Genomic DNA, 25,263 nt, shown 5'->3' with positions numbered 1-25,263 from the left:
TTCTACCTTGCTGGCTCATGGTATTGCTCAGCGGGACGGTCATTGCAGATCGAATCTGAACAGGGAAAGCCCTCCCCCTGAAAAAACGCCGCGCTAGTTGACGGTGCAGTTCGCACAAGACCCGCGCTCGGCAGAAAGGAACCCGCCATGCGAAAACTCATCGTCACGGAATTCATCAGCGTCGACGGCATCGCCGAGGTCGAGAAGCTGCCGAGCGTCGCCTGGAACGATGAGATGCAGAAATTCAAGGAGGACGAGCTTGCCGACAGCGGCGCCATGCTTTTGGGACGCACGACCTATCAGATATTTGCCGGCTCGTGGCCCAAGGAGACGGGAGACTTCGCCGACCGGTTCAACGCGCTGCCGAAATATATCGCCTCGACCAGCTTGCGGGCGCTCGACTGGCAGCCGGCCGAGCTGCTGACTGGCGCGTTGCCGGACGCGGTCAGAGGGCTGAAGCAAGGCAGCGGCGGCAACATCTATGTGCATGGCAGCCTCAGCGTCGCGCAGGAATTGCTGCGCAACGGCCTGGTCGACCGCATCAGGCTGCTCAGCTACCCCGGTGCCGTCGGCCAGGGCAAGCTGCTGTTCCCGCCCGGCGCGCAATTGCCGCTCGAGCTGATCTCGGCCACGCAATTCAGCAACGGCGTGGTGGCGCTGGAGTATGCGGCCGGGATGGCGTGATCAGCCAATCTCCCCCCTCGAGGGGGAGATGCCCGGCAGGGCAGAGGGGGTCGGTTCGACCGGGCGCGGTTCCTCTCTTTCGACAGCAGGGGTTGGCGCATTGCGCGAGACGACCCCCTCTGTCGCCTTCGGCGACATCTCCCTCAAGGGGAAGATTGGCAGCTTCCCTACACCGTCCGCTGCCTGCCCTCGACCGCAGCGTCTTCCCTCGCCTTCAGCGCCTGCTCCACCTCGCGCTTCAGCTCGTCCTTGATCGCAACCGTCTCGGCCATCAGCGCCTCGACCTTCATGAAGTCGAGCACCCGGTATTTCGACACCGCCGGCCGGACCAATATGTCGGGCCGGCTCTGGTTCAGCTTGCTGGCGATGATGGACTGCATCATCAGCTGCGTGGCGCCGAACATCAGGTCGACGGAGGTCGGGAATTTGCGGCCGGCCTCGGTCGGCGCGCCGACCACGTCGACGGCAATGATGATGTCGGCGTCGAGCTCGATCAGGTCGAATGGCACGGGATTGTAGATGCCGCCGTCGATCAGCATCCTGCCGTCGCGCATCACCGGGCGGAACACCGCCGGAATCGCCGCCGAGGCGGCCAGCGCCGAAGGCAGTTCGCCTTCGGCCAACACCGCGAGCTTGTGGCCATAAAAATCCGTTGCCGTCACCTTCAGCGGAATTTTGAGTTCGGCGAAGGTCTCGGGAATGGCATCGGGCAGGAACGCCTTGAGGATGCGCTCGACATTGAACTGGCTGACCCGCAGGCCGCCCTGCATTGCTTCGGCAAAAGTGCCGGGCCGCGCCCGCCACATGCGCGTCGCCACCTCGGCGCGCCGGCCGAGGATCGAGCGCGCATAGTCGTGGATGTCCTTGCCGGTCATACCAGAGGCCATGCCGGCGCCCATGATGGCGCCGATCGACGAGCCGGCGATTGCCGCCGGCCTGATGCCCAGCTCGTCCAGCGCCTCGATAACATGGATATGCGCCAGCCCGCGCGCGCCGCCGCCGCCAAAGGCGATGCCGAAGCTAGGGCTCATCCCTTGTTGGCCGCGCCCAGCTTCGGCCCGACCACCATGACGGCCGGCTCGGCGGAGAGCAGCTTTTTCGCCACCGCTTTCACCTGGTCCTGCGTCACCGCGTTGATCAGGGCGGCGCGGCGCTGCATGTAGTCGATGCCGAGCTTGCCGAGTTGGATCTCGACCAGCGTTGAGGCGATCGCGCCCGAGGAATTCAGATTGTTGATGGCATAGGCGCCGATCATGTATTTCTTGGTCGCTGCCAGCTCGGCTTCGGTCGGCCCCTCGTCGGCCATACGCTTGACCACGTCGCGCACCACGGCCAGCGTCTCGGCCGCCCTGTCGGCGCGGGTCGAGGTGGTGATGGACAGCGCCTCGGAATGCTGGTGGTCGACGAGGTCGGAGCTGACGCTGTAGGCCAGGCCGCGCTTCTCGCGCACCTCGTCGAACAGCCGCGAGGTGAAGGTGCCGCCGCCGAGAATCTCGTTCATCAGCACCGCGGCGAAGAAGTCCGGCGCATTCCGCTTCACGCCGGGATAGGCGAGTTGCAGCGAGGCCTGCGGCTGGTCGTAGACGACCTCGAGCCGCTGGCCGAGCTTCAGGTCGATGTCGGGAACGGGCGTCAGCGCCTGCTTTTCCGGCAGGCTGCCGAACACCAGGTCGAGCTTCTGCTTCAGCGTCTCGGCATCGATGGCGCCGACCACCGCGACATGCAGGCCGTCGCGGGCGAAATTTGCCTTGTGGAAGGCGCTGAGATCGGCCGGCGTGATCGTCGCGATGCTCTGCCTGGTGCCCTGGTCGGGCCGCGCATAGGGATGCCTGCCGTAGATCGCGTCCAGCCATTTACGTTGGGCGAGCGTATCGGGATCGCGCTCGCTGGCGATGATGCCGGACAGGATTTGCGCGCGGATGCGGTCGATCGGCACCTGGTCGAAGCGCGGCTGGTTGACCGCCACGCGCAGCAGGTCGAAGGCGCCGTCGCGCTGGTCGGCCAGCATGCGCATCGAACCGTAAATGCCGTCGCGCTGCGCGTCGAAGCTCATCTCGGCGCCGACGTCGTCGAGCTTGATCTGGAAGGCCTCGCTGTCGAGGTTGCCGGCACCTTCGTCGAACAGGCCGCTCATCAGATTGGCAAGCCCTTCCTTGCCGGGCGGATCCTGCGTCGCGCCGCCATCGAAAACGAAGCGGATGGCGACGATCGGCACCGAATAATCCTCCACCAGCCAGGCGGTAATGCCCTTCGACGAGGTCACCTCCTGGATGTTCATGGCGGCGCGAGCGGAAAGCGCGGGCAGGACGAGGAAGACGAGGGAGAGGAACAGGGTCGCTAGAAGCGGGCCGGCGTGCTGGCGCTTCCCTTCTCCCCTTGTGGGAGAAGGGAAGGAGCCCACGAGGGGAGAAGGCAGAGCGGGACCATGCTGGCTCATCATCACATCAATTCCCAGCTTGGGTTTGCGGCAGAAGATAGCCGGTCGTTGCGTGGTCGAGATTGAGATAGCGGGCAGCGACCGCCTTGACCTGGTCGGCGGTGACCTTGCGGATGCGGTCCGGCCATTGCTGAACGTCCTGGACGTTGCCGCCGGTGGCGAGCGTCGAGCCATAGATGTTGGCCATGTCCTCCTGCTTGTCGCGGGCGAAGATCATCGAGCGGACGAAGCGGTCCTTGGATTTTTCCAGCTCGTCGCTGGTGACGCCGTCTTTGGCGATGCGGGCGATCTCGGCGTCGACCGCGGCCTCGATGTCGGCAAGCTTGGCATCGCCGCGCGGCGCGCCGTAGACGGTGAAATTGGTGTCGTCGAGCATGGTGCCCTGGAAGAAGGCGCCGGCCGCCGCGGCGATGCCTTGCCTGACGACAAGCTCCTGGTAGAGCCGGCTGCGGTTGCCGCCGCCGAGGATTTCGGACAGCACGTCGAGCGCTTCGGCTTCGCCGGGCTTTGCCGTGTGATAGGACGGGACCACCCATTGCGTGGTAAAGCTCGGCACGCTGACGCGCCCGTCGGTCAGCGTCACCGTACGCCTGGTGTTCTGTTCCGGCTCGACCGGGCGGATGCGCGGCGGCAGATCCGGGCCGCGCGCGATTTTGCCATAGGTCTTTTCGGCCAGCGCCTTGACCGTTTCCGGCTCGACATCGCCGGCCACCACCAGCACGGCGTTATTGGGTGTATAGTACTTGTTGTAGAAGGCCATCGCGTCGGTGCGGTTCAGCTTCTCCATCTCCTGCATCCAGCCGATAACCGGAATGCGGTAGGGCTGGTTCTGCCACAGCGTGGCGTCGACTTCCTCGTCGAGCACCGCCTGCGGATTGCTATCGATGCGCGAGCGGCGCTCCTCGAGGATGACGTCGCGCTCCGTCTTGATGACATCGTCGTTGAGGATGAGGTTGCGCATGCGGTCAGCCTCGAAGCCCATCATCTCACCGAGCGCCTGCGGCACCACCGTCTCGTGAAAGGCGGTGTAGTCGTAGGAGGTGAAGGCGTTGTCCGAGCCGCCGATGGCAGCGACGGCGCGGTCGAGCTCGCCGGCCGCATGGTTGCTGGTCGCCTTGAACATCAGATGCTCGAAGAAATGGGCGATGCCGGACTTGCCCGGCGGCTCGTCGGCGCTGCCGATCTTGTACCAGACCATATGGGTGACGATCGGGGCGCGGTGATCGGGGATGACGACGACCTCCATGCCGTTGTCGAGCAGGAAATCGGTCACGACGCCGTCGTCGGGATTGTTGCCCGCCAGAGCCGGCGCGGCCATCACCAGAGCCAGCCCCAAGAGCGTTCCGCGCAGCCATTCAGCCTGAAATGTCATAGATGGCTCCGGTTTGGTGGTCGGACGATAGGCGGGGTTGCTGGTCGAGGCAAAGCGAATTGTGCGTCATTTTGAAGGCGTCATCGCGGGACACCGAACTCAGGCGGCCTCGATAAACCGGATGACCGTCTCGCCATAGTTGCGCTCGTCGACAACCGAGAAGCCCGGCCCTGCCTCGAACGGCGCCGCCGTCGCTTCCTCGACGACGCAGAGCGCGCCGGGGGCGAGCCAGCCGCCGGCCTTGGCCGAGCGCAAGGCGCGTTCGCCAAGCCCTTTGCCATAGGGCGGATCGGCAAAGACCAGGCCGAATGCGGCGATGGTGCCCGCCTCGCCCAGGGCCGTCGCGTCGCGGCGGAATATCTTGGTGCGGCCGGTGAGGCCGAAGGCCTCGACATTGGTGCGGATCAGGCCGCGCCCTTCGGCGGATTCCTCGATGAAGACAGCGTAGGAGGCGCCGCGCGACAGCGCTTCGAGGCCGAGGGCACCGGTGCCGGCGAACAGGTCGAGGACGCGCGCGCCGTCCAGTCTTTCCGGAAAGCGATGCGCCAGCACGTTGAAGACCGCCTCACGCGTGCGGTCGGTCGTCGGGCGGATGGCAAAGGTGCGGGGCGTCGCCAGCGGACGCCCGCGAAACTCACCGCCGACGATCCGCATTGCTTCCCTTCGGGCCGCCGCGCGGCCGGTCGCCACCGCCATCCTGACGCTCGCCGCGTGGCTTGCCGAACGGCTTTGCACCGCCGCCTTGCGGCTTGCCGCCGGGCTTGCCGTAAGACGGCTTGAACGAGGCCTTGCGCGCCTTGTTTTCTGCCGCCTTGGCGGCGTCTGCCTCCGCCCTGCCCTTGCCGATCGGCCGTGCGCCCGGCGCCATCCAGACATTGGCCTTGCGCTGGCCCGGCGGCTCGATCGGCCGCTGCTCGCGTTCGGACTTCTTCCCACCGAAGCCGCCACGCGGCTTGTCGCCACGGGGTTTGTCCCCGAAGTCGCTGCGTTCAGGTCTGGGGCCACGCTCGCCAAAGCTCTTTTTCGGCCCAAAGCTCCTGTCGGGGCTTGTCGACAGCTTGCCGAGCGCTTCGTCGCGGCTGCCTTCGCGACGCTTGCGGTTCTTGATCAGGCCGCCCTCGCCGATCGGCCGGCGTTCGCCGTCGCGGGTGAATTTCGGCCGCTCGGGCTCCTCCTCCCGCTCACGCCTGACCGGCTTGTTGGAAAATGGCTTGGCGATATCGGCGTCGAAATTGGCGCCGGACTCTTCGACCAGACGCTCGCCGAGTTGGTCGCGCAGCACGCGGCCCTTGATCTCCAGCACATGGCCTTCCGGCAAATCATCGAGCTGGAACGGCCCGTAGGAAATGCGGATCAGCCGCGTCACGTCGAGACCGAGCGAGCCCAGGATGTTCCTGACCTCGCGGTTCTTGCCTTCGCGCAGGCCGAGTGTCAGCCAGGCGTTCGAGCCCTGCTCGCGGTCGAGCGTCGCTTCGATGGCGCCATAAAAGACGCCGTCGACGGCAAGCCCTTCGCGCAGGCCGGCAAGCGCGCTTTCCTCGACCTTGCCGTGGACGCGCACGCGGTAGCGCCTGAGCCAGCCGGTGGCCGGCAGTTCGAGGACGCGCGACAGGCCGCCATCATTGGTAAGCAGCAGGAGGCCTTCGGTGTTGATGTCGAGCCGGCCGATGGTCATCAGCCGCGGCAGCCCGGGGGGCAGCACATCGAAGACGGTCTTGCGGCCTTCGGGATCGCGATTGGTGGTGACCACGCCGGCCGGTTTGTGGAACAGGAACAGCCTGGTGCGCTCGATCGGAGGGATCTCCATGCCGTCGAGATGGATGATGTCGCCGGGCATCACGTTGAAGGCCGGCGAGGACAACACCTTGCCATTGACCTTGACGCGACCGGCCGCAATCAGTTCCTCGGCATCGCGGCGCGAGGCCAGGCCGGCACGCGCCAGCCGCTTGGCAATGCGTTCGCCGGCTTCTTCCGTTACCTCGACGCGACGCGGGCGCGGCTTGAAGCCGCCGTCCGACGCCGCCCGTGCCGTTTGTGCACCTTGCGGCCGATCGCCGCCAAAATCACGCTTGGGACGATCGCCGAAGTCACGCTTGGGACGGTCGAAGCGCCTTTCACCGTGCTCGCCTTCGGCAGCGGCCGGCCGGTCGCCGCGCGGCGCGTAGGGCTTGCGCGGACCTTCGCGCTTCTCATAAGGCTTGCCCTCCGGACGCGGCCCTTTGCTGAACGGCCGGTCGCCGCCCTTGAAGTCGCGCTTCGGCGGTTCGCCTTCGGCCGCCGCTGGCCGGTCGCCGCGCGGTGCGTACGGCTTGCGTGAACCCTCGCGCTGTTCATAAGGCTTGCCTTCCGGACGCGGCCCTTTGCTGAATGGCCGGTCGCCTTTGAAGTCGCGCTTCGGCCGTTCGCCTTCGGCCGCCGCCGGCCGGTCGCCGCGCGGAGTGTAGGGTTTTTTGGCGCCGAAGGACGGCTTGCCGCCCTTGCCGGGAGCGCTGTCGCGACCGCGCGGCCCTGCCGGCTTCGGCCCGGCCTTGCGCGGGAATTTCTTGTTTTTGTCGTCCATGTGGCCTTTGCTCGTTTGCGCGGGTAGTAACAGGATCGCGCTCTAGTGGCGAGGAGATAATCGGAATGGAAACCGCGTGAAGCGGCAGGATTTCATGGCGCTGGCGCTGAAAGAGGCCGAAGCCGCCGCCCAGCGTGGCGAGGTGCCGGTTGGCGCGGTCGTCGTCGGCGGCGATACGGTCGTTGCAAGTGCCGGCAACCGCACCCGCGAGTTCGCCGATCCCACTGCCCATGCCGAGATGCTGGCGATCCGCGAGGCCTGCCGCAAGCTTTCCAGTGAGCGGCTCAGCGGCCACGATCTCTACGTGACGCTGGAGCCGTGCGCCATGTGCGCCGGCGCCATCTCCTTCGCCAGGCTGCGCCGGCTCTATTTCGGCGCTGCCGACGAGAAGGGCGGCGCAGTGGTCAACGGCGTTCGCTTCTTCACGTCACCAACCTGCCACCATGTGCCCGATATCTATCCGGGCATGGCCGAGAACGCTGCGGCAGCGCTGCTGAAAGACTTTTTTCGCGAGCGACGCGGACCCTGATTTTCCGGTCCGGCAGACGGTCCAAATCCAAGTCAGCCAGTCCAGCCAGCCAACCCAGGCAAGAACGTCTCTGGCGCCGTCAGGCTACCAGGGCAGCCAGTCGAACATGCCGCCGCTCTTGCTCTTGGCGGCCGCCTCCTTCTTGAGGCGGCGTTCCTTCTTGTACTCATCCTCGCCGAGGTCATCCACCGGCGCGGTGGGGGCGGCGGCGCGGTATTGCACCGGCGGCTCGCTCAGATATCTGCGGGTGGTCGGGTCGCCCTGTTTGCCTTCAGCCAGACGGCGCTTGACTTCCGCGGCGCGGCCCTTGTCCGAATCCGCTGGAGTCCATGCCGGCGGATGGCTCGAAGCCGACTGCGCCATCGCGGCCTTGACGGCCACCGGGTCGGTCTGCACGTCATCGACAATCTGCGCCTGGTAGGCCGGGTCGTCCTGATGCAGGGTGGCATCGGCGCGCAGGCGGGCACGGCGCTGCTCCGGCGATTCGGGCCATTCGGCACTTGCCGTCTCGATGCTTTCCTGGGGCGGCGGCAACACTTCCTTCTGCCCTGGCCCCGGCTTCACCAGCGTGGGGCGCGGCTTGTAGTCGATACTCTCCTTGCGCTTGGGTGCGAAGGAAAAAGCCCCCGTGAGGTCGTCGGCAAGCTGCGAGGCAGCAGGCTTGTCGGTCCCGTAAGTGGGCGAGCCCATGCAGCCGGACAAGGCGAGGCCCGATACGACAAGCGGCGCCAGCAGCGCAACGCGCGCGTAAGTTCTCTCGGTCATGCCAAAAAGTCCCACTGTAGACAGCCTCTCGATTGCCGCCGGCCAAAGAAAGGTCCGGTCCCGGTCGCCTATGCTCTTCCGACGGAATTCCGGCGACAATTTGTCGTCCGGAGTTTCGCGTGTTTACCTCAACCACTCGTTAAGGGCAACGCGCCGGGGCCGATCGGCTGCCCGCCGTGGCATTTGTGCACCGCCTTAGAGGCGGCTCAAAGCCTTGAGTTCATGCAGGACAGCGGCGTCACGGGCCGAAACATCCGGGAATTCCGGATCTGAGCCGACATCGGCGGTGTAGCGCCAAGAGCGCGCGCACTTCACCAGGCCGCGGTTCTCCGCCTTCTCGACGACCACGGCGACGCCTTTAACGTCGTCGAGGGTAAAGCTGCCCGCCGGCGCCTTGCCGTGCACGATTACCAGATCGCTGGTGATCGCCATCTCGGCCATATCGACATCGGCGATCGCCGCTTCGAGCGCGGCATCGTCGAGGGTGACGACCGGCACCGCTTCCAGCGAAGAGCCGATGACCTTCTGCGCGCGGGCGATTTCCAGCGCGCCGGTGACGACACGGCGGACCTGCCGCACCTTGCGCCACTTCTCCGCCAGCGCCTCGTCCTTCCAGTCCGCCGGGATTTTCGGGAACTGGTCGAGATGCACCGAGACCGCATCCGGATGACGGTCGAGCCAAGCCTCTTCCATAGTGAAGGGCAGCATCGGCGCCAGCCATTTCACCAGGCAGTCGAAGAGATGGCGCACCACCTGCACGGAAGCCTTGCGCTTCACGCTGGAAGGCGCTTCGCAGTAAAGCGCGTCCTTGCGGACGTCGAAATAGAAGGCCGATAGCTCGACCACCATGAAGTCGAGCAGCGCGCGGGTGATGCGCTTGAATTCGAACGCGTCGTAGCCCGAGCGTACGACTTCATCGAGTTCGGCGAGCCGGTGCAGCATCAGCCGCTCCAGCTCCGGCATCTTGTCCAGCGGCACCTCCTCGCCGTCGTCATGGGCGAGTGTGCCCAGCATCCAGCGGATGGTGTTGCGCAGCTTGCGGTAGGCGTCGATATTGGTCTGCAGCACGTTCTTGCCGAGCCGTTGGTCTTCCCAATAATCGGTCGTCACCACCCACAGCCGCAAGATGTCGGCGCCGGACTGCTTGATGACGTCCTGCGGCACGACCGTGTTGCCGAGCGACTTCGACATTTTCCGCCCCTCCTCATCCATGGTGAAGCCATGGGTGACGACGGTGTCATAGGGCGCCCTGCCCCTGGTGCCGCAGCTTTCGAGCAGCGACGAGTGGAACCAGCCGCGATGCTGATCGGAGCCTTCGAGATAGAGGTCGGCCGGCCATTTCAGGTCGGGCCGGTCCTCAAGCGTGAAGGCATGCGTCGAGCCTGAATCGAACCAGACATCGAGGATGTCCATGACCTGCTGCCATCTCGAGGCATCGTGATTGCCGAGGAACCGCTCCTTGGCGCCGGCGGCGAACCAGGCGTCGGCGCCTTCTTTCTCGAAGGCGTCCATGATGCGCTGGTTGACTGCCTCGTCGCGCAGCACGTTGCCGTCGGCATCGGCAAAGACGGCGATCGGCACGCCCCAGGCGCGCTGGCGCGACAGCACCCAGTCGGGGCGCTCCTCGATCATGGCGCGGATGCGGTTCTGGCCGGCGGCGGGCACGAAGCGGGTATCGTCGATGGCTTTCAGCGCGCGGCCGCGCAGCGTCGTGCCGTCGCCAAGCTCCTGGTCCATATAGACGAACCATTGGGGCGTGTTGCGGAAGATGATCGGCTTCTTCGAGCGCCAGGAATGCGGATAGGAGTGCTTCAGGCGGCCGCGCGCGAACAGCGCGTTGCGCTTGATCAGCTCGTCGATGACAGCCTGGTTGGCGTTGCCCTTCTTGCCATTGTCGTCGATGACGCGCGCCGCTCCACCCTCGCGGTGCGGGCCGAAGCCCGGCGCGTCCTTGGTGAAGAAGCCGGCATCGTCAACGGTGAAGGGGATCGCAGTGTCGATGCCGCGCTGGCGAAGGTCAGAGGCGGCATCCATCCAGGCGTCAAAGTCTTCGCGGCCGTGTCCCGGCGCGGTGTGGACGAATCCGGTGCCGGCATCGTCGGTGACATGATCGCCGGCGAGCATGGGCACGGGAAAATCGTAGCCGCCACCCAGACTTTTGAGGGGATGCGAAAGCGTAAGATTTTCAAGCTCTTCGGCGCCAACGTTGCGAAGCCGATTCAGGGTGACCTTGGCCTTCGCGGCAGCGTCGTCTGCAAGTTTCTCGGCAAAGATCAGCTTTTCGCCGGGCTGGGGACCAAAGGCGTTCTCGGCCGCTGTAACCTCATAGAGACCATAGTTGATGCGCGGCGAGTAATTGACGGCGCGGTTGCCGGGGATTGTCCACGGCGTCGTCGTCCAGATGACGACGCTGGCATCAAGCAGATCGAGCGACGTCTGCGTCAGCTTGGGATCCAGGGCTGGCTGTCCATCCTCGATGTTGATGACCTGGCGAGCGAGGCTGACGACCGGAAACTTCGCCCAGATCGTGTCCGACTCGTAGTCCTGGTATTCGACCTCCGCCTCGGCCAGCGCGGTGCGTTCGACGACGCTCCACATCACCGGCTTGGAGCCGCGATAGAGCTGGCCGGACATGGCGAATTTCAGCAGCTCGCCGGCGATGCGCGCCTCGGCGTGGAAAGCCATCGTCGTATAGGGATTGTCGAAGTCGCCGACGACGCCGAGGCGCTGGAACTCGGAACCCTGCACCTTGATCCAGTGCGCCGCAAACTCACGGCATTCCTGCCGGAACTCGTTAACCGGCACCTCGTCCTTGTTCTTGCCCTTGGCGCGGTACTGCTCCTCGATCTTCCATTCAATCGGCAGGCCGTGGCAATCCCAACCGGGTACATAGTTCGAGTCATAGCCGCGCATCTGAAACGAGCGGGTGATGACGTCCTTGAGGATCTTGTTCAGCGCGTGGCCGATATGGATGTTGCCATTGGCGTAAGGCGGGCCGTCGTGCAGCACGTATTTTTCGCGGCCGGCTGCGTCTTCGCGCAACTTGCGGTAAAGGTCCATGTCCTGCCAGCGCTTGACCAGCAGCGGTTCCTTTTCCGGCAAACCGGCGCGCATCGGGAAATCCGTCTGCGGCAGGTAGAGCGTTTTGGAATAGTCGATCGTCTCGGCGGTCTCGGTATCAGTCATTCGTCTGCCATATGCGTTGCCGGCGGCAAAAGAGCCCGGGCGTTGAAGTTCTTCGCTTTGACGCATATCGTCTTCCCAAAACCGGACCCACTTTTGGGCGATATGCGTTGATGATCTGGAAAAAGCGCGAGAGGCCGCGCGCAAGATTCCCGGCGGCCCCGGCGGCGGTCAAGCCGCCCGGAACACCGGGCCTGTAATTCGTATCGCAGTCGCGAGAAGGCGCGAAAAGCTCGTCATGGCTGGGCTTTTAGCCGAGACAGGCGATATTGAAAAGCCCGAACTCTGATGCTTCCTTGCGTTAGGTGCCAATTGCGCATACATTTGTAGGCAAATGGCCTGCAGTGCCAAGGAAACAATTCATGTCGGTCGCAGCAAGGGCAATTCGCGCAACACGCGACTTTTCCGTCCCTACGGACAAGATCGATCATCTGCGCAGTCTGGGTTTCAGTAGCGAAGAACTCTATCGTATCGTTGCCCCCCGCCGCACGCTGGCGCGTCGCAAGGAACATGCCGAGCCGCTTTCGCCAGCTGAATCCGACCGCGCCCTGCGCCTTGAACGCATCGCCGAGCAGGCGGATCGGGTATTCGGTAGCCATGAGAAAGCCCAGCGTTGGCTGAGAAGCGAGATCATAGCATTGGATGGTGCAAGGCCGATCGATCTCCTTGAGACAGAGACCGGCGCCCACGTCGTTTCCGAAGAGCTTATCCGTATCGACTTTGGCATGCTTGCCTGACGATGCGCATCTGGCGCATCTCCAGTTTCGCGGATCTCTCGGGTCGTGGCGGAACGCTCGTTGATGGAAGATGGAACAGGCGCGGAATGCCCATCGTCTATTGCACCGACCACCCTTCGACGGCACTGCTGGAGATACTGGTGCATGCGACGCGCGAAACCGTTCCGGAAACCTACCAGCTTATCGAAATCGACGTTCCGGACGGAATAGAAATGACCGAACCGGTTATCCAGGACGGCTGGGACAAGGACATGGAATCGACACGGCGACAGGGCACGGACTTTCTCTCGGCCAATCGTTACGCGCTCATGAAAATTCCTTCGATCATAATGCGCAAGGCAAACAACTATCTGCTCAACCCGACCCATGACGATGCGTCACGCATTACGATTGCGGGCCTATACCATTATCCGTTCGACAGCCGTTTGATCAAATGAGCCGACGCCCGCCCGCTCACATCGAGAAATCGAAGCGGTAGGTCGTCGACACGCCGATCGTGAACTGGTTGCGATCGCCGCGCTCCTTGACCAGGCTGGAATCGCCGGCCGGGCCCATCAGGCGGGAATATTCGCCGAACAGACTGGCCGTCATCGGCTCGGTCACCTTCCAGGTCACCGCGCCGCCCAGGCCCGCCGACTTCACCCCGCCACCGGGATGATATTCGCTGAGCCCCGAGGCCAGGGACTCCTCGGCATCAACGCCGTAATAGGCGTCGAAATAGTCCGATGAGGCGAATGAAACGCGCGGCCCGCCCGAAATCCTGACATCGGGCGTCACATCGTAAAAGGCGTCGGCGGCGATGTCGGCGACAAAGCCGTTATGGGCGCGAATGCCATGCCGCAATTCGGCGCGGGCACGCAGCCAATCCAAAGGATAGAATTCGAAGAAGCCGCCGGCCTCGCCGCCCCAGCGCACCGGGTCGAGACCCTTCAACTCGTCGGCATCACCACCGTCGCGGGAAAACAGGAACTTGCCTGTCAGGCCGGCGCGGACGCCGCCATCGTCGATCAATGCCAACGAGATATTGTCGTTGCGCGAGGTGAAGCGCGCCGCGGGACCAGCCTTGCCGAGCGAGATGATTGGCGAGGCGCTGAGCAGGTACTTTTTGCCGCCTTCGAAATTCGGGGCAACCATGCCGGTGGCGCCGACCGTCAGGTACCAGTCTCCGGACATCCAGCCGAAGGTGCCCTCGCCTGCCTTGGCAACGCCGCAGGTGCCGAGCATGAATGCGGCCAAGACCGTCGGGACAGACCGCATCATTACTCCATACGTCGAACGCGTTGACGAACACTATCAGCCTTGATCCAAGCCATGGCGCCAGTTCGGTAAAATTTGACTTAATGTCCGTAACCTTGGCAGCGTTGGCCGGGCTGTTTTCCGCATTGCAGCGAATTGTACTGGCGCACCAAGATTCCAGATCAAGATGTTTGGAATGCGCCAGCAGCTGCTTCGGCAGGGGTTATAAATATTCGCGGGCAAACATCCCCGCGCTGTGAAGAGCGCGCCGACCGGCACCCAGCCCCGCATTCCAAACCGGCCAAGCGTGAATCATATGCGGCCAAATTTCGAGACGTACTTTGACGTCAGCCGCGCCAGCGGCTTCCGCGAGCCGAGTTGCGTCCGACAACAGCGTCTCGGCCGAACCGACTTGTATAAGCATTGGGGGAAATCCGCTCAGATCGGCGAACAAAGGCGAGATCAGCGGATCGCGCCGACCAACGCCATTGGGAACATAGGCGGTTGCCAGTTCCCCCAAATACGCCCGGTGGATGATAGGGTCGATTGCGTCCTTGGTTGATAGTGTCGCGCCGGACATCGAAAGGTCCGTCCAGGGCGAACACAGCCAAAGACATCGCGGCAACCGCTCGCCTGCCGTGCGCAATATACTGACCAGGCACAGGGTGAGGTTGCCGCCCGCACTGTCTCCCCCAACCACGGTGCGATCCGGCGCAATGCCTTGCCGCCTCAGAAAGCGCCATGCGGTGAGTGCGTCTTCATGTTGCGCAGGGAAAGGATGTTCCGGCGCGCGTCGATAGGCGATCGCGAGGGTGCGCATTCCCATTGCCCGACCTGCCTCGGTCACCATTCGACGATGACTTTTAAGAGAGCCGGAGCAGTAGCCGCCACCGTGGAAAAAGAGCAGAATCTTATCCCTGTTACTGCCAGGCGCCAGGGACCACTCTCCCTCGAGGCCATCGAAAACCACATGCTCGCATCGGATGTCCTCCGCGACCGGCCAGACCGAACCGACTTCGTCGAGCCGTGCCCGGCGTTCGTCCCAGCGGACCGTTCGTGGTTTTGACGTCAACAGCCTACGGATGGCATTGATCTCCAGCAGATCGCGGTGTTCGTCCATATCGCTCATTTTGCTTCCCCAGCCTCATCAAGCGTAGAACACGGTATACAGCAGCAGCCGCACGTCATCGATAAAGGGCCAACGCCAGCGCTGGGAATTTTTCGTTACACTTGCGCCATGGCGAATACACGGGACGACGGGTCGCCCGTAAACCCGCTTGTCATCTTTTAGCGCTGGCCCACCCCTGCACACGATCGAATATTCCATCTGGTATTTGGCCGCCTCGGATAAAAAGCGAAGGTCTGGCAAGCGGATCGCTCGGGAGTGTGGCGCTCACAGCCTGCTCGCTGGACGGGCAAGGCGATCGGCGCTACCTTTCGGAACAAAGAAGCTAGGCAACCTTGACGGAGAAGGGCAATGACCGTGCACAGCGATGCCATGAAAGACGCCATTGGCCAGACGCGGGCGAAGTGGGGATGGTTCGTCGCGCTCGGGGTGCTGCTGCTCATCTTCGGCGGCATTGCTTTCGGCAATCTGTTCATCGCAACCGTCGCCTCGGTTTATGTCGTCGGCTGGCTGATGCTGATGGCCGGCGTCATCGAGATCATTCATGCGTTCGGCGTGAAGACATGGGGCCGCTTCTTCTATTGGCTGCTCAGCGGCCTTCTCTACGCCGTCGCCGGGTTCTTCGCCTTCTACAATCCACTGCTGGCCTCGGCGGTGCTGACATTCCTCCTGGCGGTCGCGCTGCTTGCCTCAGGCGTGCTCAGGGCCTGGGTCGGCTACAGCCACCGGCCGCAGCCGGGCTGGGGCTGGGTGGTCACGGCCGGCGTCATCAGCGCGCTGGCGGGACTGGTCATCGCCATGGGCTGGCCGGTCAACAGCGTGTGGGTGCTCGGCCTGTTCCTGGCCGTCGACCTGATTTTCCAAGGCTGGACCTTCATTGCCGTCGGCCTGGCGCTGAAGAGATAAATTCTGGTTGAGCATGATCTTAGTCGGAAAACCGGTTCCCCCTTTTTGTCTTCGCTGACCTTCGGGTCGGGACCATGCTCTAAAAAGCAATGGCCGCGTCCAGCCCGGAAAGCGGCCTGACGCCGGCGAGCAGTGCCTTCGCCTCGGCCTCGTCACGCTTCATCTGGGCGACCAGCGCGTCAAGCCCGTCGAACTTCACCTCCGAGCGCAGGTAGCCGAAGAAGGACACGGCACAAATCTCGCCATAGAGGTCGCCGGAAAAGTCGAAGACGAAGGTCTCCAGCAATGGCGCGCCATTGTCGTCGACCGTCGGCCGGCGGCCGAAGCTGGCGACGCCATCATGAAGGGAACCGTCGGCGCGGCGGAAGCGGACGGCATAAATCCCTTCCTTGAGGGTGGCTTCCGGCGAAAGCCTCATGTTTGCGGTCGGAAAGCCGAGTGTCCGGCCGAGCTGCTGGCCGCCGATCACCTCCGCCTCGACGGTGAAACGGTAGCCGAGCAAGCCGGCGGCCTCGGCCACATTGCCCTCGCACAGCAGCGTGCGTATGCGGCTCGACGACACCACCTCGGCGCTTTCGTCGCGAAACGCATCGACCAGCGTGACGCCGAAGCCATGGCGCTCGCCGGCAGCCATCAGATAGGCCGGACCGCCCTGGCGGTCCTTGCCGAAATGGAAATCGAAGCCGGTGACGGCGTGGCTTATGCCGAGGTTGCGCTCGAGCACGCCGGTGACGAAAGCCTCCGCCGACAAGGAGGCGAACTCGCGTGTGAACGGCTGCTCGACCAGCGCCGAAAAGCCCAGATGCGACAACAGCCGCGCCTTCATCGGCGGCGGCGTCAGCACGAACAGCGGCATGTCCGGCCTGAAAACCTTTCGCGGATGCGGTACGAAGGTCAGCACCAGGGCGGGTACGCCGCGACGCTCCGCTTCGGCGCGCGCGCGTTCGAGCACCGCCTGGTGGCCGCGGTGGACACCGTCGAAATTGCCGATAGCCACCACGCCGCCGCGCAGATGGGCCGGCAGCGGTGCGGTTGCGGAAATGCGTTCGAACATTGCCGTCATGGCTTGAACCTATTGCAGTCTGGGAATCACCGCGACCGGCCTGTAGCCGTATTTTTCCAGAAAGGCCGCGAGCCTGGCCGGATCCGGCTGCAGCGTCTCACCGTAATCGCGGGCATGGATGCCGCCCGATACGTAGAGCACGTCGAAGCCATTGTCGGCCGCGCCCTTGATGTCGGTCATCATGCCGTCGCCGATGGCCAGAACTTGCGAACGCTCGACCGGGCGGCCGAGAATGACGGCGACCTCCTTCATGGCGACGTCATAGACCGGCGCGTACGGCTTGCCGGCGATCAGCGTGCGTCCGCCAAGCTGTGCGTATTCGCGGGCCAAAGCGCCTGCGCACCAGATCATGCGTTCGCCGCGCTCGACGACGATGTCGGGATTGGCGCAGATGAAGGGCAGGTTCCTGGCACGCAGCCGCCGCAGAAGATCGGCATAATCTTCCGGCTTCTCCACCTCGTCGTCGAACAGGCCGGTGCAGACCACGCCGGATGCTTCGAACTCCTCGACGAGCTCGACGTCGAGGCCCTCATAGAGCGTGAAATCCCGATCGGCGCCTATATGGAAGATCTTTCGCGGCCCTTCGGCGATCAGATCGCGGGTAACGTCGCCGGACGTTACGACACGGTCATAGGCAGCGGGAGGAACGCCGATGGCGTTCATCTGCGCCACCACGTCGGCGCTGCGGCGCGGCGAATTGGTGATCAGCACGACAGGTATTCTCGCCGCGCGAGCAGCGATCAGCGCGGCAGCCGCCGCCGGGAAATGCCATTCGCCATTGTGCACCACGCCCCAGACGTCGCACAGTATGGCTGAATAGGCTCCCGACAAGTCTGCGAGCGAACCGATGATGTCGGGCGAATCCGCCATGCCGTTGTCCCTGTACCATGATGCTTGCAAGCGCCGCGACCGACGGTCCGTAGCGGCCGGCCCGGATTAACCGAAGCGCTTCGCCCTGTCACCAGCTTTCATTGTGTCCGCAAGATTGTCGTCCGGGAACTAAGGCAGGAGGCCCGGCGCACTGGCGCAAAGGCTCCTGCCCTCATGCCCTTGCGGATGATGGAAGCATGTGGTGAGTGTTCCCATCCGGAGATGCGCTCTTGCCTGAACCCGCCAACCACCTTGCCTTCGCGCTGGTCTGCCTCGGCATGGTGCTGACGCCCGGCCCGAACATGATCTATCTGATCTCGCGCTCGCTGTCGCAGGGGCCGAAGGCCGGGCTGATCTCGCTGGGCGGCGTGGCGCTCGGTTTCTTGTTCTATGTGCTGTCGGCGGCGTTCGGCATCACCGCGCTGCTGCTCGCCGTACCCTTTGCCTATGATGTGCTGCGCCTTGCCGGCGCGCTCTATTTGCTGTGGCTCGCCTGGCAAGCGGTGAAGCCCGGCGGGCGCTCGCCCTTCCATATCCGCGAACTGCCGAAAGACAGGCCGCGCAAGCTGTTCGCGATGGGCCTGATGACCAACCTGCTCAACCCGAAGGTGGCAGTGCTCTATCTGTCGCTGCTGCCGCAATTCATCAGCCCCGGCAAGGGCCACGTGCTGTCGCAGCTTCTAGTGCTCGGTGCCACGCAGGTCGCGATCAGCCTGACCGTCAATGCCATCATCGCGGTGACGGCCGGCTCGATCGCGGTTTTCCTCGCCGGGCGGCCCTTATGGATGGTGATCCAGCGCTGGATGATGGGTACGGTGCTGACCGCGCTGGCCGTCAAGATGGCAACCGACGCGCAACGCTGATCGGTCCTACATTGGCCGCCTGACCTGCTCCGCCCGCTCCGGTTCGACCACCCTGCGATAAAGATGCCAGGTCGCGTGGCCAAGGATGGGCATGACGACGGCAAGCCCGGCAAATAGCGGGATCGAGCCGATGACCAGGAGCACGGCGACCATCAGGCCCCACAGCGCCATCTGTAGCGGGTTTGTCAGGACGGCGCGCGCCGACGTCTCGACTGCCGAGACCGCGCCGACATCGCGGTCGAGCAGCAGCGGAAAGGCGACGACGGTCGTCGCCAGCACGATCGCGGCGAAGACGAACCCGGCCAGGTTGCCGAGCAGGATCAGCGTCCAGCCCTTGCTGGTCGTCAGCACCTCGCGAATAAAGCCGGCAATAGAGGCCGGAGGCTGATTGCCGTACAGGCTGGTGTAGATCGACTGCGCGGTGAACAGCCAGAGCAGGAACAGTACCAGCAGCATGATGCCGATGACCGCAATCGCGGGGAGCGCCGGCGAGTGGCGCACGTCGAGCGCATGCCACCAGGATGTATCCATGCCGAACTCGCGCCGGCGGCTGATTTCGTAAAGGCCGATAGCCGCGAACGGACCGACCAAAGCGAAGCCGGACATCAGCGGATAGATCAGCTGGATGGCGTTCGAGCCCGAGGTCCACTGCGTCAGGATCAGGCCGACCACCGGATAGATCAGGCACAGGAACACATAATGCGACGGCTTGGCCCAGAAATCCTCGACGCCGAGACGGAGCGCATCAATCAGATCCTCGGTGCTGATGCGGCGCACCGTGGGCTGTACATGCATTCCACGTGCATCAGCCATGACATGAAAGCCGGCCATAACCTTTCTCCCGTGTGTCGGGGCGGTCACCGCCAGGATGGCCGCCCGCAGCTGCCACTTCAAGAACGTCGACATGATAGCCGATCTGGGCGTGCTTGTCGCCAGCGCCCGGCGCCGGGGCGCCGGGCGCTGAGCGAACAGTTACGCCGCGAAGCGATCGATCACCTCGGCCAGCGGCAAGTGACCGAAGCAAGCGCCTGACCCGGCGGGCTTTTCGCCAGCCTCGACAGCGAGCGCGTATTGCACGGCCGGATCGGCTTCGATGCGGCGGCGTAGCGCCGCCAGCTTTGGGTAAGCGGCGCCGTCGACCGCCTGGTGGAACTCCGCCCAGCGCGCCACGCCGATCAACGTGGTGTCGGCAAGCGTCAGCCGCTCGCCGATCAGGAAATCCGTGTCGAGGATCATCGCCTCAAGCTGGTTATGGCGGTTGGTAACGACCTTGCGGCCGAAATCATGTAAAGTCGCCAGCAGCACCGGTTCGGCCGACTCCATTTCATATGCCGCCCAGAGCGGGGTGAAGGCGGCGGTGAAGCCGGTGTTTATGAAGGCGACCAGCTGGTGCATCCGGTCGGCCCTCCGGCGAGCGAGGATCGAAGCTGATACGGCGTTGCGTATCGCGGGCTTCGAGCCAGGCGGCAATCGCCATAGTCTCGGTGAGCACCCTGCCCTCGTGCGTGATCAACACCGGCGTTTCCTGACGGCCGTTGATGCTGGCATAGGCGTCGTTCTTCATCTCAGTGAGCATGTCGACACGACACAGGCGATAGGGTTGTCCGAGGCGTTCAAAAGCAGCGACAAGCCCCATCGAACTTCCCAGCGGGAAGCCGTAAAGGAGAATAGGTTCCATTTCTTTGTCTCTTCCATGTTAGGGGTCACGCTGCGCAGCGAAACTTGACCCTAAACGCTGGTCGCCCCATGTAAATTAGGCACTATTCTGTAACCAGGTCCCCGCCATGAAAGATGTCGTCTCACGCTGCCCGATCGAGGAGACCATGCGTGTGCTCAGCGGTCGTTGGCCCACCTTGCTGCTCTATTATCTCAAGGATGGTACCAAGCGCTTCAGCGATTTGAGGCGTGACAACCCGGCAGTGTCGCACCGCATCCTGGCGCTGGAACTGCGCAAGCTGGAGGAAGCCGGGATCGTGCGGCGAACGGCGCATGCCGGCTATCCACTACGTGTGGATTACGACCTCACGGAGCCCGGCCTCAAGCTTGTGCCGCTTATCGACGCCCTGGGCGACTGGTGGGAACATACCGAAGACGATCGGGACGGCCGGGTTTCATCGACGCCGGAAACCAAACTCGTGGCGGCGGAATAGCCGACCGGCGATCACCGCATCGCAAAGACTGCCGGCGAGAGCCCAGCGCGCGCCAAGCCGTTCATACATTAGATCCCGCAAGACCAAGCGACCGGCTTATGGGGCGCGCCATTGTGGCCGACCAAACCGGGCAAGGCGCGGGCCATCCAGCACCAACTCCTGTAGCATGGCTCGCCAATCCCGGTCACTGACCCGCCGTTCGATCTCATTGCCCGATCAGATCGGCTGACCATGCTGGATGGCTGTTGCTTTCGATTTAGACGTGGATGAAGAGCCTACTTATGCTCTTGAAGTTTCTCCTGAGACTTTACCGTTTGATCGTCTCCAAGTTCCATATTGTGCATCGTTGCAATCAACCATCCATCGTGATCCCGCGTCGCCACTACGCTGATTAATCCGCGCCGACGCGGCCATTCGTTTCCCATCGGATCGAGTGCGCCAGTCATGGACCACCGCAGGTCGAGCGTGGCAACATCCGGGCGAACAAGCCTGTTCCGCACGCTTTCCGCGGATAGGTGGCTGTGCTTGAACATCTTCTCAAAAATTGGGGCATGGAACTGCTCGATCCTGTCACGTCCAGTCGCCTGCATACCGAAGACGTTCGTAAATTCGGCATCTGCCGCGAATACGGCGGCAAAGGCGCGAGCATCGTGACGATTCCAAGCGTCGATCAGCCTGTACGCGACACTTTCCACCCCTTCGGTTCGGACGTTGCCAGTAGCCATGCTGACCTCTTGCCATATAGTTCGGTTGCCATACTATATGGGCACCATATAAGTTTGGAAAGATGGATAATCAGCCATACACGCAGTCTCTGCTTCTCTATGCTTATCAATCGTCGGCGAGCGCTTTGGTCCAGGTTCTCCGGGAGAGCGGCCATTCGGCAATCAAGCCCAAACACGGCGCTGTATTCGCCAACATCGACGCGGAAGGAACCCGACCCAGCGTCCTCGCAGAGCGAGCGGGCATTGGCAAAGCATCGATGGGTGAGTTGATCGATGAACTGGAGCGCCTCGGTTATGTTCGGCGCTCGCGTGATCCGAACGACCGACGGGCCAAATTAATCGTTGCAACCGACGCGGCGCTTGCGGTGATCCGGACCGTCCACGATTTCAATCAGCGTCTCGAAGACCAATACCGGAGGCTGCTTGGTGCTCAGGCGTACGAATCGCTCCGGTCGTCACTGCAAGCGATATCCCCCAGAGAAAATTTGCAACCGAGGATACCTCGCCAGCGCTCGTGAAGCCGCAAAGATGGGGCAAAAGAAGCTGTCTGTCCGTGAATGCCTGACTGGTGTCGAGCCGGAAACCATCATCACGCATTTTCACCGCCCTGCCCGGCAAAAGCCATGATCGCGCTTATGTCAGGCGGGCATGACCGTTACGAAAATCGAAAATTATGGGGCCCAACCAAGCCTAAGTAGGCGCGTGCTGCTCAGAGCTGCCGGCCTTGGCGCCCTTGCCGGGCTCGTCGCCTGCGCCACCGTGCTGCCCACCGGCGAAGGCGCCGGTGTCTCTGCCTCCGCCGCTGGCACGCTGGCCGGCATCCGCGCTTCGGCGGGTCTCGGGCCGCTTGTCCCCGATGCCCGGCTCGAGCAGGCGGCACTGCAGCAGGCCGGCTATATGGCGCGCGGCCGCCGAATGAACCACACCACCGGCTGGGGCAAGGACTTTGCCTCGCGCGTCAAAGACAATGGCATTGCCGGCGCTGCCGCCGAAAACATCGCCGAAGGCCGCTTCGACCAGCAGAAGCTGTTCGATATCTGGGTGCATTCGCCAGGCCACCGCCGCAACATGCTCGACCCGCGCTTCACCCGCTTCGGTCTCGCCTATGTGCGCGACGGCCGCGACAGCACGCTTCGCTACTGGTGCCTTGTGCTCGGCAGATAACTTCCGCCATTTGGTCGGCGGAAGCCTGCTGGCGACCGATCCGTCAGTCTTTGCGGCCGCCGCCGAGCAATTCCTCGATGTCCTGCGCGCAAACCGGCCTGCTGAAATGATAGCCCTGCATTTCGTCGCAATTGTTCCTGCGCAGGAAAGCAACCTGATCATCTGTCTCAACGCCCTCGGCGATGACCCTCAGGTTGAGATTTTGCCCCAATGAAATCACCGCGCTGGCCACAGCCTGATCGTTCTCATCGGCGGCGAGATCCTTGATGAAGGACTTGTCGATCTTCAGCCGCGCCACGGGAAAGGTCTTGAGTGCGCTGAGGCTGGAATAGCCGGTGCCGAAATCATCGATCGAGATCTGGACACCCAGGCCTTGCAGGGCGTTCATGGTGGCGACCGCCAGCTCGATATCCTGCATGATCAGGCTCTCGGTCACCTCCAGCTCGAGATACCTGGCCTCCAGGCCGCTGTCCTTCAGCGCGCTGACGATGCGATCGATCAGGTTGCGCTCCCTGAATTGCCGCGCCGACACATTCACGCAAACGGTCAAGGGCGGCAGTCCCGCGTCTTGCCAGGCTTTGTTCTGCCGGCACGCCTCACGCAGAACCCAGTCGCCGATCGGTACGATCAGACCTGTCTCCTCGGCGGTCGGTATGAACATCGTCGGCATTACCGTGCCAAGCGTTGGATGGTTCCAGCGTATCAGCGCCTCGACCGCAAAAACCCGACCTGACCGAAGGTCCACTTGCGGCTGGTAGAGCAGCGTGAATTCCGAACGGGCCAAGGCGTTTCGCAACTCTTCCTGAAGCACGAATTTTTCATGCGCCCTGGTGTTGAACTCCGGAGCGTAAAACTGGAAATTGTCGCGGCCGAACTCCTTGGCGCGATACATGGCCGCATCGGCATTTGCCAGCAGCGTATCGGGATCCGTTCCATCCTTGGGATAGTTGGCAATGCCGATGCTGGCCGTCGCCCGCACCAGATGTGCTCCGAGCCGAACCGGCTCGGCGAGTGCAGCCCTGAGCTTTTGCAACGTCTCGGAAACGAGATCAACGTTCGCCGGCTGGTCGAACAGCACGATGACGAATTCGTCACCGCCAAGCCGCACGACGGTATCGGTCGCCCTTACGCAGTCGACCATGCGACTAGCGACGGTCTTCAGAAGCTCGTCGCCGGCATTGTGGCCGAGCGTGTCGTTAACGAATTTGAAATTGTCCAGATCGATGAACACCACCGTCACCCAGCGATCGTATCGCTGGGCGTACAAGACCGCCTGTGAAAGCCGATCCTCCAACAAGGCGCGATTGGGAAGCCCGGTCAGCACGTCATGGTTGGCCATGAAGTGGATCCGGTCTTCGGCCTGTTTGCGTTCGATGGCGATCCCGGCGATGCGCGTGGTGAAATCGATGAGGCGAGTCTCGGCCTCTGTCGGTTCGCGCACCGTCATCGAATACATCGCAAAGACTCCAAGCACGGCGCCCTGATGCGACAGGATCGGGGTCGACCAGCATGAACGCAAACCGTGCGGCCGCGCGAGTTCGCGATAATCCTCCCAAAGCGGATCGTGCATGATGTCAGCGACGATCACCGGCTCGCGCCGATAGACTGCGGTTCCGCAAGACCCTGCTCTGGGGCCGACCGCGGCGCCGTCGACGGCGTCGGTGTAGTCTCTCGCCAGGCTGGGCGCGGCGGCGTGACGCAAGTGGCTGCCATCCTTGTCGAGCAGCAAGACCGAACCGAATATCCCCGCCAGTTGGGATTCGACCAGACGCATGAGCCGCTCGAGCACATCTTCGAGGGGAGCGCTCTTTGCGATCATCTCGAGGATATGCGCCTGCCCGTCGCGCAGGATTTCGGCCTGCTTGCGCGCAGTGATGTCGCGGGCAATGCCGACGAGGCCGAAAATGTTGTTTTGAACGTTGTGCAATGGCAGTTTCGTCGACAGGAACCATTTGCCGGTGCCTGACGCATCGACGACGAACTCCTCCTCGTCGATCATCGGCCGTCCGTCGCGCATCAGTTGCTGCTCGATATGGCGAAACTTCTGCGCAAGTTCCGGCGCATGAAGGTCGAAGTCGCTCAGACCGATCATGTCGCTCGTACTGTCCCGACCGCTATCGGACGCAATGGCTCGGTTCGCGACGACGAAGCGGCTTTCGGTGTCCTTCACCCACATGTAGTCAGGCACCAGGTCTATCAGCGTCTGCAACGAGATACGCTCGTCAACGACCAAGCGATTGGCGCTGAGCTCGCTGATGTCCTCGTGCGTGGCCACCCAGCCGCCGTCAGGCATCGGTTGATGGCAGACCTGAATTGTCCGGCCATCGGCGAGCTCGGCTGTCCAGTTCCCCGAAGCCGTGCCCGAATTGACTGCCCGGGCCAACCCCAGATAGGCGTCCGCATTCATTGCCGAGGTCCCGACAGCGACGCGCCGCTCGACGATTTCGCGCAGCGCCACACCCGGCTGCAATTGCTCCGGTGCAAGGCGATAGATTTCCGCGTAGCGTCGGTTGCACAGGATCAGCCGTTCATCGGCGTCAAAGAAACAGATGCCTTGCGAGATGTTCTCTATCGCGGTCTGGAACCGCAATGCCTGGTCCTGAAGTGCTGCAATCGTGGCACGAAGTTCGCGCTCGAGGACTTCGTACGAGGTAGTCGCCAGTTTTGCCAGCGTCGTCAGATCGGCGGACTCGGGCGCTGCGGCGGTTTGCCTGGATGATTTCGTGGCCAAACACAATTCCTCCCGCTGATGCTTGAGGCAAGCAATGGAGGCTCGCCTTCAACTCAAAAGCGAGTGCATACTGGTCCGGATATACTAATGGCAGGTGAACCTGGCTTAACGCCACGCGACCGGGACAGCCAACGGAAGCCTCGTGCCGGTCGTGGTTGCCGT

25 protein-coding genes are annotated in these 25,263 nt (G+C 63.2%); 9 read left to right on the top strand and 16 right to left on the bottom strand.

The window, feature by feature from the left end:
- Positions 1 to 147 precede the first annotated feature (147 nt).
- Entirely contained in the window at positions 148 to 684 is a 537-nt protein-coding gene (locus tag NKH83_RS06345; protein WP_352802637.1) for a dihydrofolate reductase family protein, read from the top strand.
- 167 nt (positions 685 to 851) lie between these two features.
- On the opposite strand, the gene NKH83_RS06340 is transcribed toward NKH83_RS06345, so the two are convergent.
- From NKH83_RS06340 to NKH83_RS06320, 5 genes are all read right to left on the bottom strand, one after another.
- Positions 852 to 1,715 (bottom strand): patatin-like phospholipase family protein, encoded by an 864-nt coding sequence (locus tag NKH83_RS06340; protein WP_352802634.1) that lies wholly within the window; start codon positions 1,713 to 1,715, stop codon positions 852 to 854.
- Positions 1,712 to 2,962, bottom strand: a complete 1,251-nt coding sequence (locus NKH83_RS06335) for a M16 family metallopeptidase (RefSeq protein WP_502895548.1) — start codon at positions 2,960 to 2,962, stop codon at positions 1,712 to 1,714. Before NKH83_RS06335 ends, NKH83_RS06340 begins: the two co-directional genes overlap by 4 nt.
- Before the next feature lie 166 nt (positions 2,963 to 3,128).
- Complete coding sequence (locus NKH83_RS06330; protein WP_352802628.1) at positions 3,129 to 4,493, bottom strand: M16 family metallopeptidase; 1,365 nt, start codon at positions 4,491 to 4,493, stop codon at positions 3,129 to 3,131.
- 99 nt (positions 4,494 to 4,592) lie between these two features.
- The gene (gene rsmD / locus NKH83_RS06325; protein ID WP_352802625.1) at positions 4,593 to 5,147 is read right to left on the bottom strand and encodes a 16S rRNA (guanine(966)-N(2))-methyltransferase RsmD; all 555 of its coding nucleotides are present in this window, start codon (positions 5,145 to 5,147) and stop codon (positions 4,593 to 4,595) included.
- A complete protein-coding gene (locus NKH83_RS06320; protein WP_352802623.1) occupies positions 5,128 to 7,053 on the bottom strand; it encodes a pseudouridine synthase in 1,926 nt (641 codons plus the stop codon). Before NKH83_RS06320 ends, rsmD begins: the two co-directional genes overlap by 20 nt.
- A 76-nt stretch (positions 7,054 to 7,129) precedes the next feature.
- Between NKH83_RS06320 and NKH83_RS06315 the strand changes: the two genes are divergently transcribed.
- Complete coding sequence (locus tag NKH83_RS06315) at positions 7,130 to 7,582, top strand: nucleoside deaminase (RefSeq protein WP_352479909.1); 453 nt, start codon at positions 7,130 to 7,132, stop codon at positions 7,580 to 7,582.
- Between the two features lie 84 nt (positions 7,583 to 7,666).
- Here NKH83_RS06315 and NKH83_RS06310 read toward each other — a convergent pair whose 3' ends face one another.
- Entirely contained in the window at positions 7,667 to 8,347 is a 681-nt protein-coding gene (locus tag NKH83_RS06310) for a hypothetical protein (RefSeq protein ID WP_352802620.1), read from the bottom strand.
- Between the two features lie 195 nt (positions 8,348 to 8,542).
- Positions 8,543 to 11,533, bottom strand: a complete 2,991-nt coding sequence (ileS, locus tag NKH83_RS06305; protein WP_352479907.1) for an isoleucine--tRNA ligase — start codon at positions 11,531 to 11,533, stop codon at positions 8,543 to 8,545.
- A gap of 359 nt (positions 11,534 to 11,892) precedes the next feature.
- Between ileS and NKH83_RS06300 the strand changes: the two genes are divergently transcribed.
- Positions 11,893 to 12,267: an Xre family toxin-antitoxin system antitoxin gene (locus NKH83_RS06300; RefSeq protein ID WP_352479906.1), complete on the top strand. Its 375-nt coding sequence runs from the start codon at positions 11,893 to 11,895 to the stop codon at positions 12,265 to 12,267.
- Between the two features lie 2 nt (positions 12,268 to 12,269).
- The gene (locus tag NKH83_RS06295) at positions 12,270 to 12,704 is read left to right on the top strand and encodes an RES family NAD+ phosphorylase (protein WP_352479905.1); all 435 of its coding nucleotides are present in this window, start codon (positions 12,270 to 12,272) and stop codon (positions 12,702 to 12,704) included.
- Positions 12,705 to 12,720: 16 nt separating this feature from the next.
- On the opposite strand, the gene NKH83_RS06290 is transcribed toward NKH83_RS06295, so the two are convergent.
- Together NKH83_RS06290 and NKH83_RS06285 are read right to left on the bottom strand one after the other, a co-directional pair.
- Positions 12,721 to 13,527: a MipA/OmpV family protein gene (locus tag NKH83_RS06290; protein WP_502894288.1), complete on the bottom strand. Its 807-nt coding sequence runs from the start codon at positions 13,525 to 13,527 to the stop codon at positions 12,721 to 12,723.
- A gap of 199 nt (positions 13,528 to 13,726) precedes the next feature.
- Entirely contained in the window at positions 13,727 to 14,632 is a 906-nt protein-coding gene (locus tag NKH83_RS06285; protein ID WP_254817427.1) for an alpha/beta hydrolase, read from the bottom strand.
- Positions 14,633 to 14,980: 348 nt separating this feature from the next.
- Here NKH83_RS06285 and NKH83_RS06280 point away from each other — a divergent pair, with 348 nt between their 5' ends.
- On the top strand, positions 14,981 to 15,535 hold the full coding sequence (locus NKH83_RS06280; RefSeq protein ID WP_352479903.1) for an HdeD family acid-resistance protein: 555 nt from the start codon (positions 14,981 to 14,983) through the stop codon (positions 15,533 to 15,535).
- Between the two features lie 79 nt (positions 15,536 to 15,614).
- On the opposite strand, the gene NKH83_RS06275 is transcribed toward NKH83_RS06280, so the two are convergent.
- Positions 15,615 to 16,598, bottom strand: a complete 984-nt coding sequence (locus NKH83_RS06275; RefSeq protein WP_352479902.1) for a bifunctional riboflavin kinase/FAD synthetase — start codon at positions 16,596 to 16,598, stop codon at positions 15,615 to 15,617.
- 9 nt (positions 16,599 to 16,607) lie between these two features.
- The gene (locus NKH83_RS06270; protein WP_254817424.1) at positions 16,608 to 17,468 is read right to left on the bottom strand and encodes a TIGR01459 family HAD-type hydrolase; all 861 of its coding nucleotides are present in this window, start codon (positions 17,466 to 17,468) and stop codon (positions 16,608 to 16,610) included.
- A gap of 230 nt (positions 17,469 to 17,698) precedes the next feature.
- Here NKH83_RS06270 and NKH83_RS06265 point away from each other — a divergent pair, with 230 nt between their 5' ends.
- Complete coding sequence (locus NKH83_RS06265; protein ID WP_352479901.1) at positions 17,699 to 18,331, top strand: LysE family translocator; 633 nt, start codon at positions 17,699 to 17,701, stop codon at positions 18,329 to 18,331.
- A gap of 6 nt (positions 18,332 to 18,337) precedes the next feature.
- Here NKH83_RS06265 and NKH83_RS06260 read toward each other — a convergent pair whose 3' ends face one another.
- From NKH83_RS06260 to NKH83_RS06250, 3 genes are all read right to left on the bottom strand, one after another.
- The gene (locus NKH83_RS06260; RefSeq protein WP_352479900.1) at positions 18,338 to 19,162 is read right to left on the bottom strand and encodes a DUF2189 domain-containing protein; all 825 of its coding nucleotides are present in this window, start codon (positions 19,160 to 19,162) and stop codon (positions 18,338 to 18,340) included.
- Between the two features lie 141 nt (positions 19,163 to 19,303).
- On the bottom strand, positions 19,304 to 19,726 hold the full coding sequence (locus tag NKH83_RS06255; protein WP_352802614.1) for a glutathione binding-like protein: 423 nt from the start codon (positions 19,724 to 19,726) through the stop codon (positions 19,304 to 19,306).
- Positions 19,656 to 20,009, bottom strand: a complete 354-nt coding sequence (locus NKH83_RS06250; RefSeq protein WP_352802612.1) for a glutathione S-transferase N-terminal domain-containing protein — start codon at positions 20,007 to 20,009, stop codon at positions 19,656 to 19,658. The genes NKH83_RS06255 and NKH83_RS06250 overlap by 71 nt, the downstream gene beginning before the upstream one ends.
- 106 nt (positions 20,010 to 20,115) lie before the next feature.
- On the opposite strand from NKH83_RS06250, the gene NKH83_RS06245 reads away from it, so the two are divergent.
- Complete coding sequence (locus NKH83_RS06245; protein WP_352479898.1) at positions 20,116 to 20,481, top strand: winged helix-turn-helix transcriptional regulator; 366 nt, start codon at positions 20,116 to 20,118, stop codon at positions 20,479 to 20,481.
- Between the two features lie 275 nt (positions 20,482 to 20,756).
- Here the strand turns inward: NKH83_RS06245 and NKH83_RS06240 are convergent, their stop codons facing one another.
- Positions 20,757 to 21,206, bottom strand: a complete 450-nt coding sequence (locus NKH83_RS06240; RefSeq protein ID WP_352479897.1) for an SgcJ/EcaC family oxidoreductase — start codon at positions 21,204 to 21,206, stop codon at positions 20,757 to 20,759.
- Positions 21,207 to 21,268: 62 nt separating this feature from the next.
- Between NKH83_RS06240 and NKH83_RS06235 the strand changes: the two genes are divergently transcribed.
- Complete coding sequence (locus NKH83_RS06235; protein WP_352479896.1) at positions 21,269 to 21,724, top strand: MarR family winged helix-turn-helix transcriptional regulator; 456 nt, start codon at positions 21,269 to 21,271, stop codon at positions 21,722 to 21,724.
- 130 nt (positions 21,725 to 21,854) lie between these two features.
- A complete protein-coding gene (locus tag NKH83_RS06230) occupies positions 21,855 to 22,370 on the top strand; it encodes a CAP domain-containing protein (RefSeq protein ID WP_352479895.1) in 516 nt (171 codons plus the stop codon).
- A 43-nt stretch (positions 22,371 to 22,413) separates the two neighbouring features.
- Here the strand turns inward: NKH83_RS06230 and NKH83_RS06225 are convergent, their stop codons facing one another.
- Positions 22,414 to 25,101 (bottom strand): EAL domain-containing protein, encoded by a 2,688-nt coding sequence (locus NKH83_RS06225; protein ID WP_352802609.1) that lies wholly within the window; start codon positions 25,099 to 25,101, stop codon positions 22,414 to 22,416.
- Positions 25,102 to 25,263: the final 162 nt, after the last annotated feature.

Source organism: Mesorhizobium sp. M0909 (genome assembly GCF_040319515.1).
GTDB lineage: Bacteria > Pseudomonadota > Alphaproteobacteria > Rhizobiales > Rhizobiaceae > Mesorhizobium.
The sequence above is the reverse complement of the archived record's forward strand: the minus strand, read 5'-3'. Positions and strand labels throughout refer to the sequence as shown.

Excerpts from the sequence above, each read along its gene's own strand:
- NKH83_RS06345 (WP_352802637.1), top strand. The coding sequence starts at position 148 with ATGCGAAAACTCATCGTCACGGAATTCATCAGCGTCGACGGCATCGCC.
- NKH83_RS06340 (WP_352802634.1), bottom strand. The coding sequence starts at position 1,715 with ATGAGCCCTAGCTTCGGCATCGCCTTTGGCGGCGGCGGCGCGCGCGGG.
- NKH83_RS06335 (WP_502895548.1), bottom strand. The coding sequence starts at position 2,962 with ATGAACATCCAGGAGGTGACCTCGTCGAAGGGCATTACCGCCTGGCTG.
- NKH83_RS06330 (WP_352802628.1), bottom strand. The coding sequence starts at position 4,493 with ATGACATTTCAGGCTGAATGGCTGCGCGGAACGCTCTTGGGGCTGGCT.
- rsmD (WP_352802625.1), bottom strand. The coding sequence starts at position 5,147 with ATGCGGATCGTCGGCGGTGAGTTTCGCGGGCGTCCGCTGGCGACGCCC.
- NKH83_RS06320 (WP_352802623.1), bottom strand. The coding sequence starts at position 7,053 with ATGGACGACAAAAACAAGAAATTCCCGCGCAAGGCCGGGCCGAAGCCG.
- NKH83_RS06310 (WP_352802620.1), bottom strand. The coding sequence starts at position 8,347 with ATGACCGAGAGAACTTACGCGCGCGTTGCGCTGCTGGCGCCGCTTGTC.
- ileS (WP_352479907.1), bottom strand. The coding sequence starts at position 11,533 with ATGACTGATACCGAGACCGCCGAGACGATCGACTATTCCAAAACGCTC.
- NKH83_RS06300 (WP_352479906.1), top strand. The coding sequence starts at position 11,893 with ATGTCGGTCGCAGCAAGGGCAATTCGCGCAACACGCGACTTTTCCGTC.
- NKH83_RS06295 (WP_352479905.1), top strand. The coding sequence starts at position 12,270 with ATGCGCATCTGGCGCATCTCCAGTTTCGCGGATCTCTCGGGTCGTGGC.
- NKH83_RS06290 (WP_502894288.1), bottom strand. The coding sequence starts at position 13,527 with ATGATGCGGTCTGTCCCGACGGTCTTGGCCGCATTCATGCTCGGCACC.
- NKH83_RS06285 (WP_254817427.1), bottom strand. The coding sequence starts at position 14,632 with ATGAGCGATATGGACGAACACCGCGATCTGCTGGAGATCAATGCCATC.
- NKH83_RS06280 (WP_352479903.1), top strand. The coding sequence starts at position 14,981 with ATGACCGTGCACAGCGATGCCATGAAAGACGCCATTGGCCAGACGCGG.
- NKH83_RS06275 (WP_352479902.1), bottom strand. The coding sequence starts at position 16,598 with ATGACGGCAATGTTCGAACGCATTTCCGCAACCGCACCGCTGCCGGCC.
- NKH83_RS06270 (WP_254817424.1), bottom strand. The coding sequence starts at position 17,468 with ATGGCGGATTCGCCCGACATCATCGGTTCGCTCGCAGACTTGTCGGGA.
- NKH83_RS06260 (WP_352479900.1), bottom strand. The coding sequence starts at position 19,162 with ATGGCCGGCTTTCATGTCATGGCTGATGCACGTGGAATGCATGTACAG.
- NKH83_RS06255 (WP_352802614.1), bottom strand. The coding sequence starts at position 19,726 with ATGCACCAGCTGGTCGCCTTCATAAACACCGGCTTCACCGCCGCCTTC.
- NKH83_RS06250 (WP_352802612.1), bottom strand. The coding sequence starts at position 20,009 with ATGGAACCTATTCTCCTTTACGGCTTCCCGCTGGGAAGTTCGATGGGG.
- NKH83_RS06245 (WP_352479898.1), top strand. The coding sequence starts at position 20,116 with ATGAAAGATGTCGTCTCACGCTGCCCGATCGAGGAGACCATGCGTGTG.
- NKH83_RS06240 (WP_352479897.1), bottom strand. The coding sequence starts at position 21,206 with ATGGCTACTGGCAACGTCCGAACCGAAGGGGTGGAAAGTGTCGCGTAC.
- NKH83_RS06235 (WP_352479896.1), top strand. The coding sequence starts at position 21,269 with ATGGATAATCAGCCATACACGCAGTCTCTGCTTCTCTATGCTTATCAA.
- NKH83_RS06230 (WP_352479895.1), top strand. The coding sequence starts at position 21,855 with ATGACCGTTACGAAAATCGAAAATTATGGGGCCCAACCAAGCCTAAGT.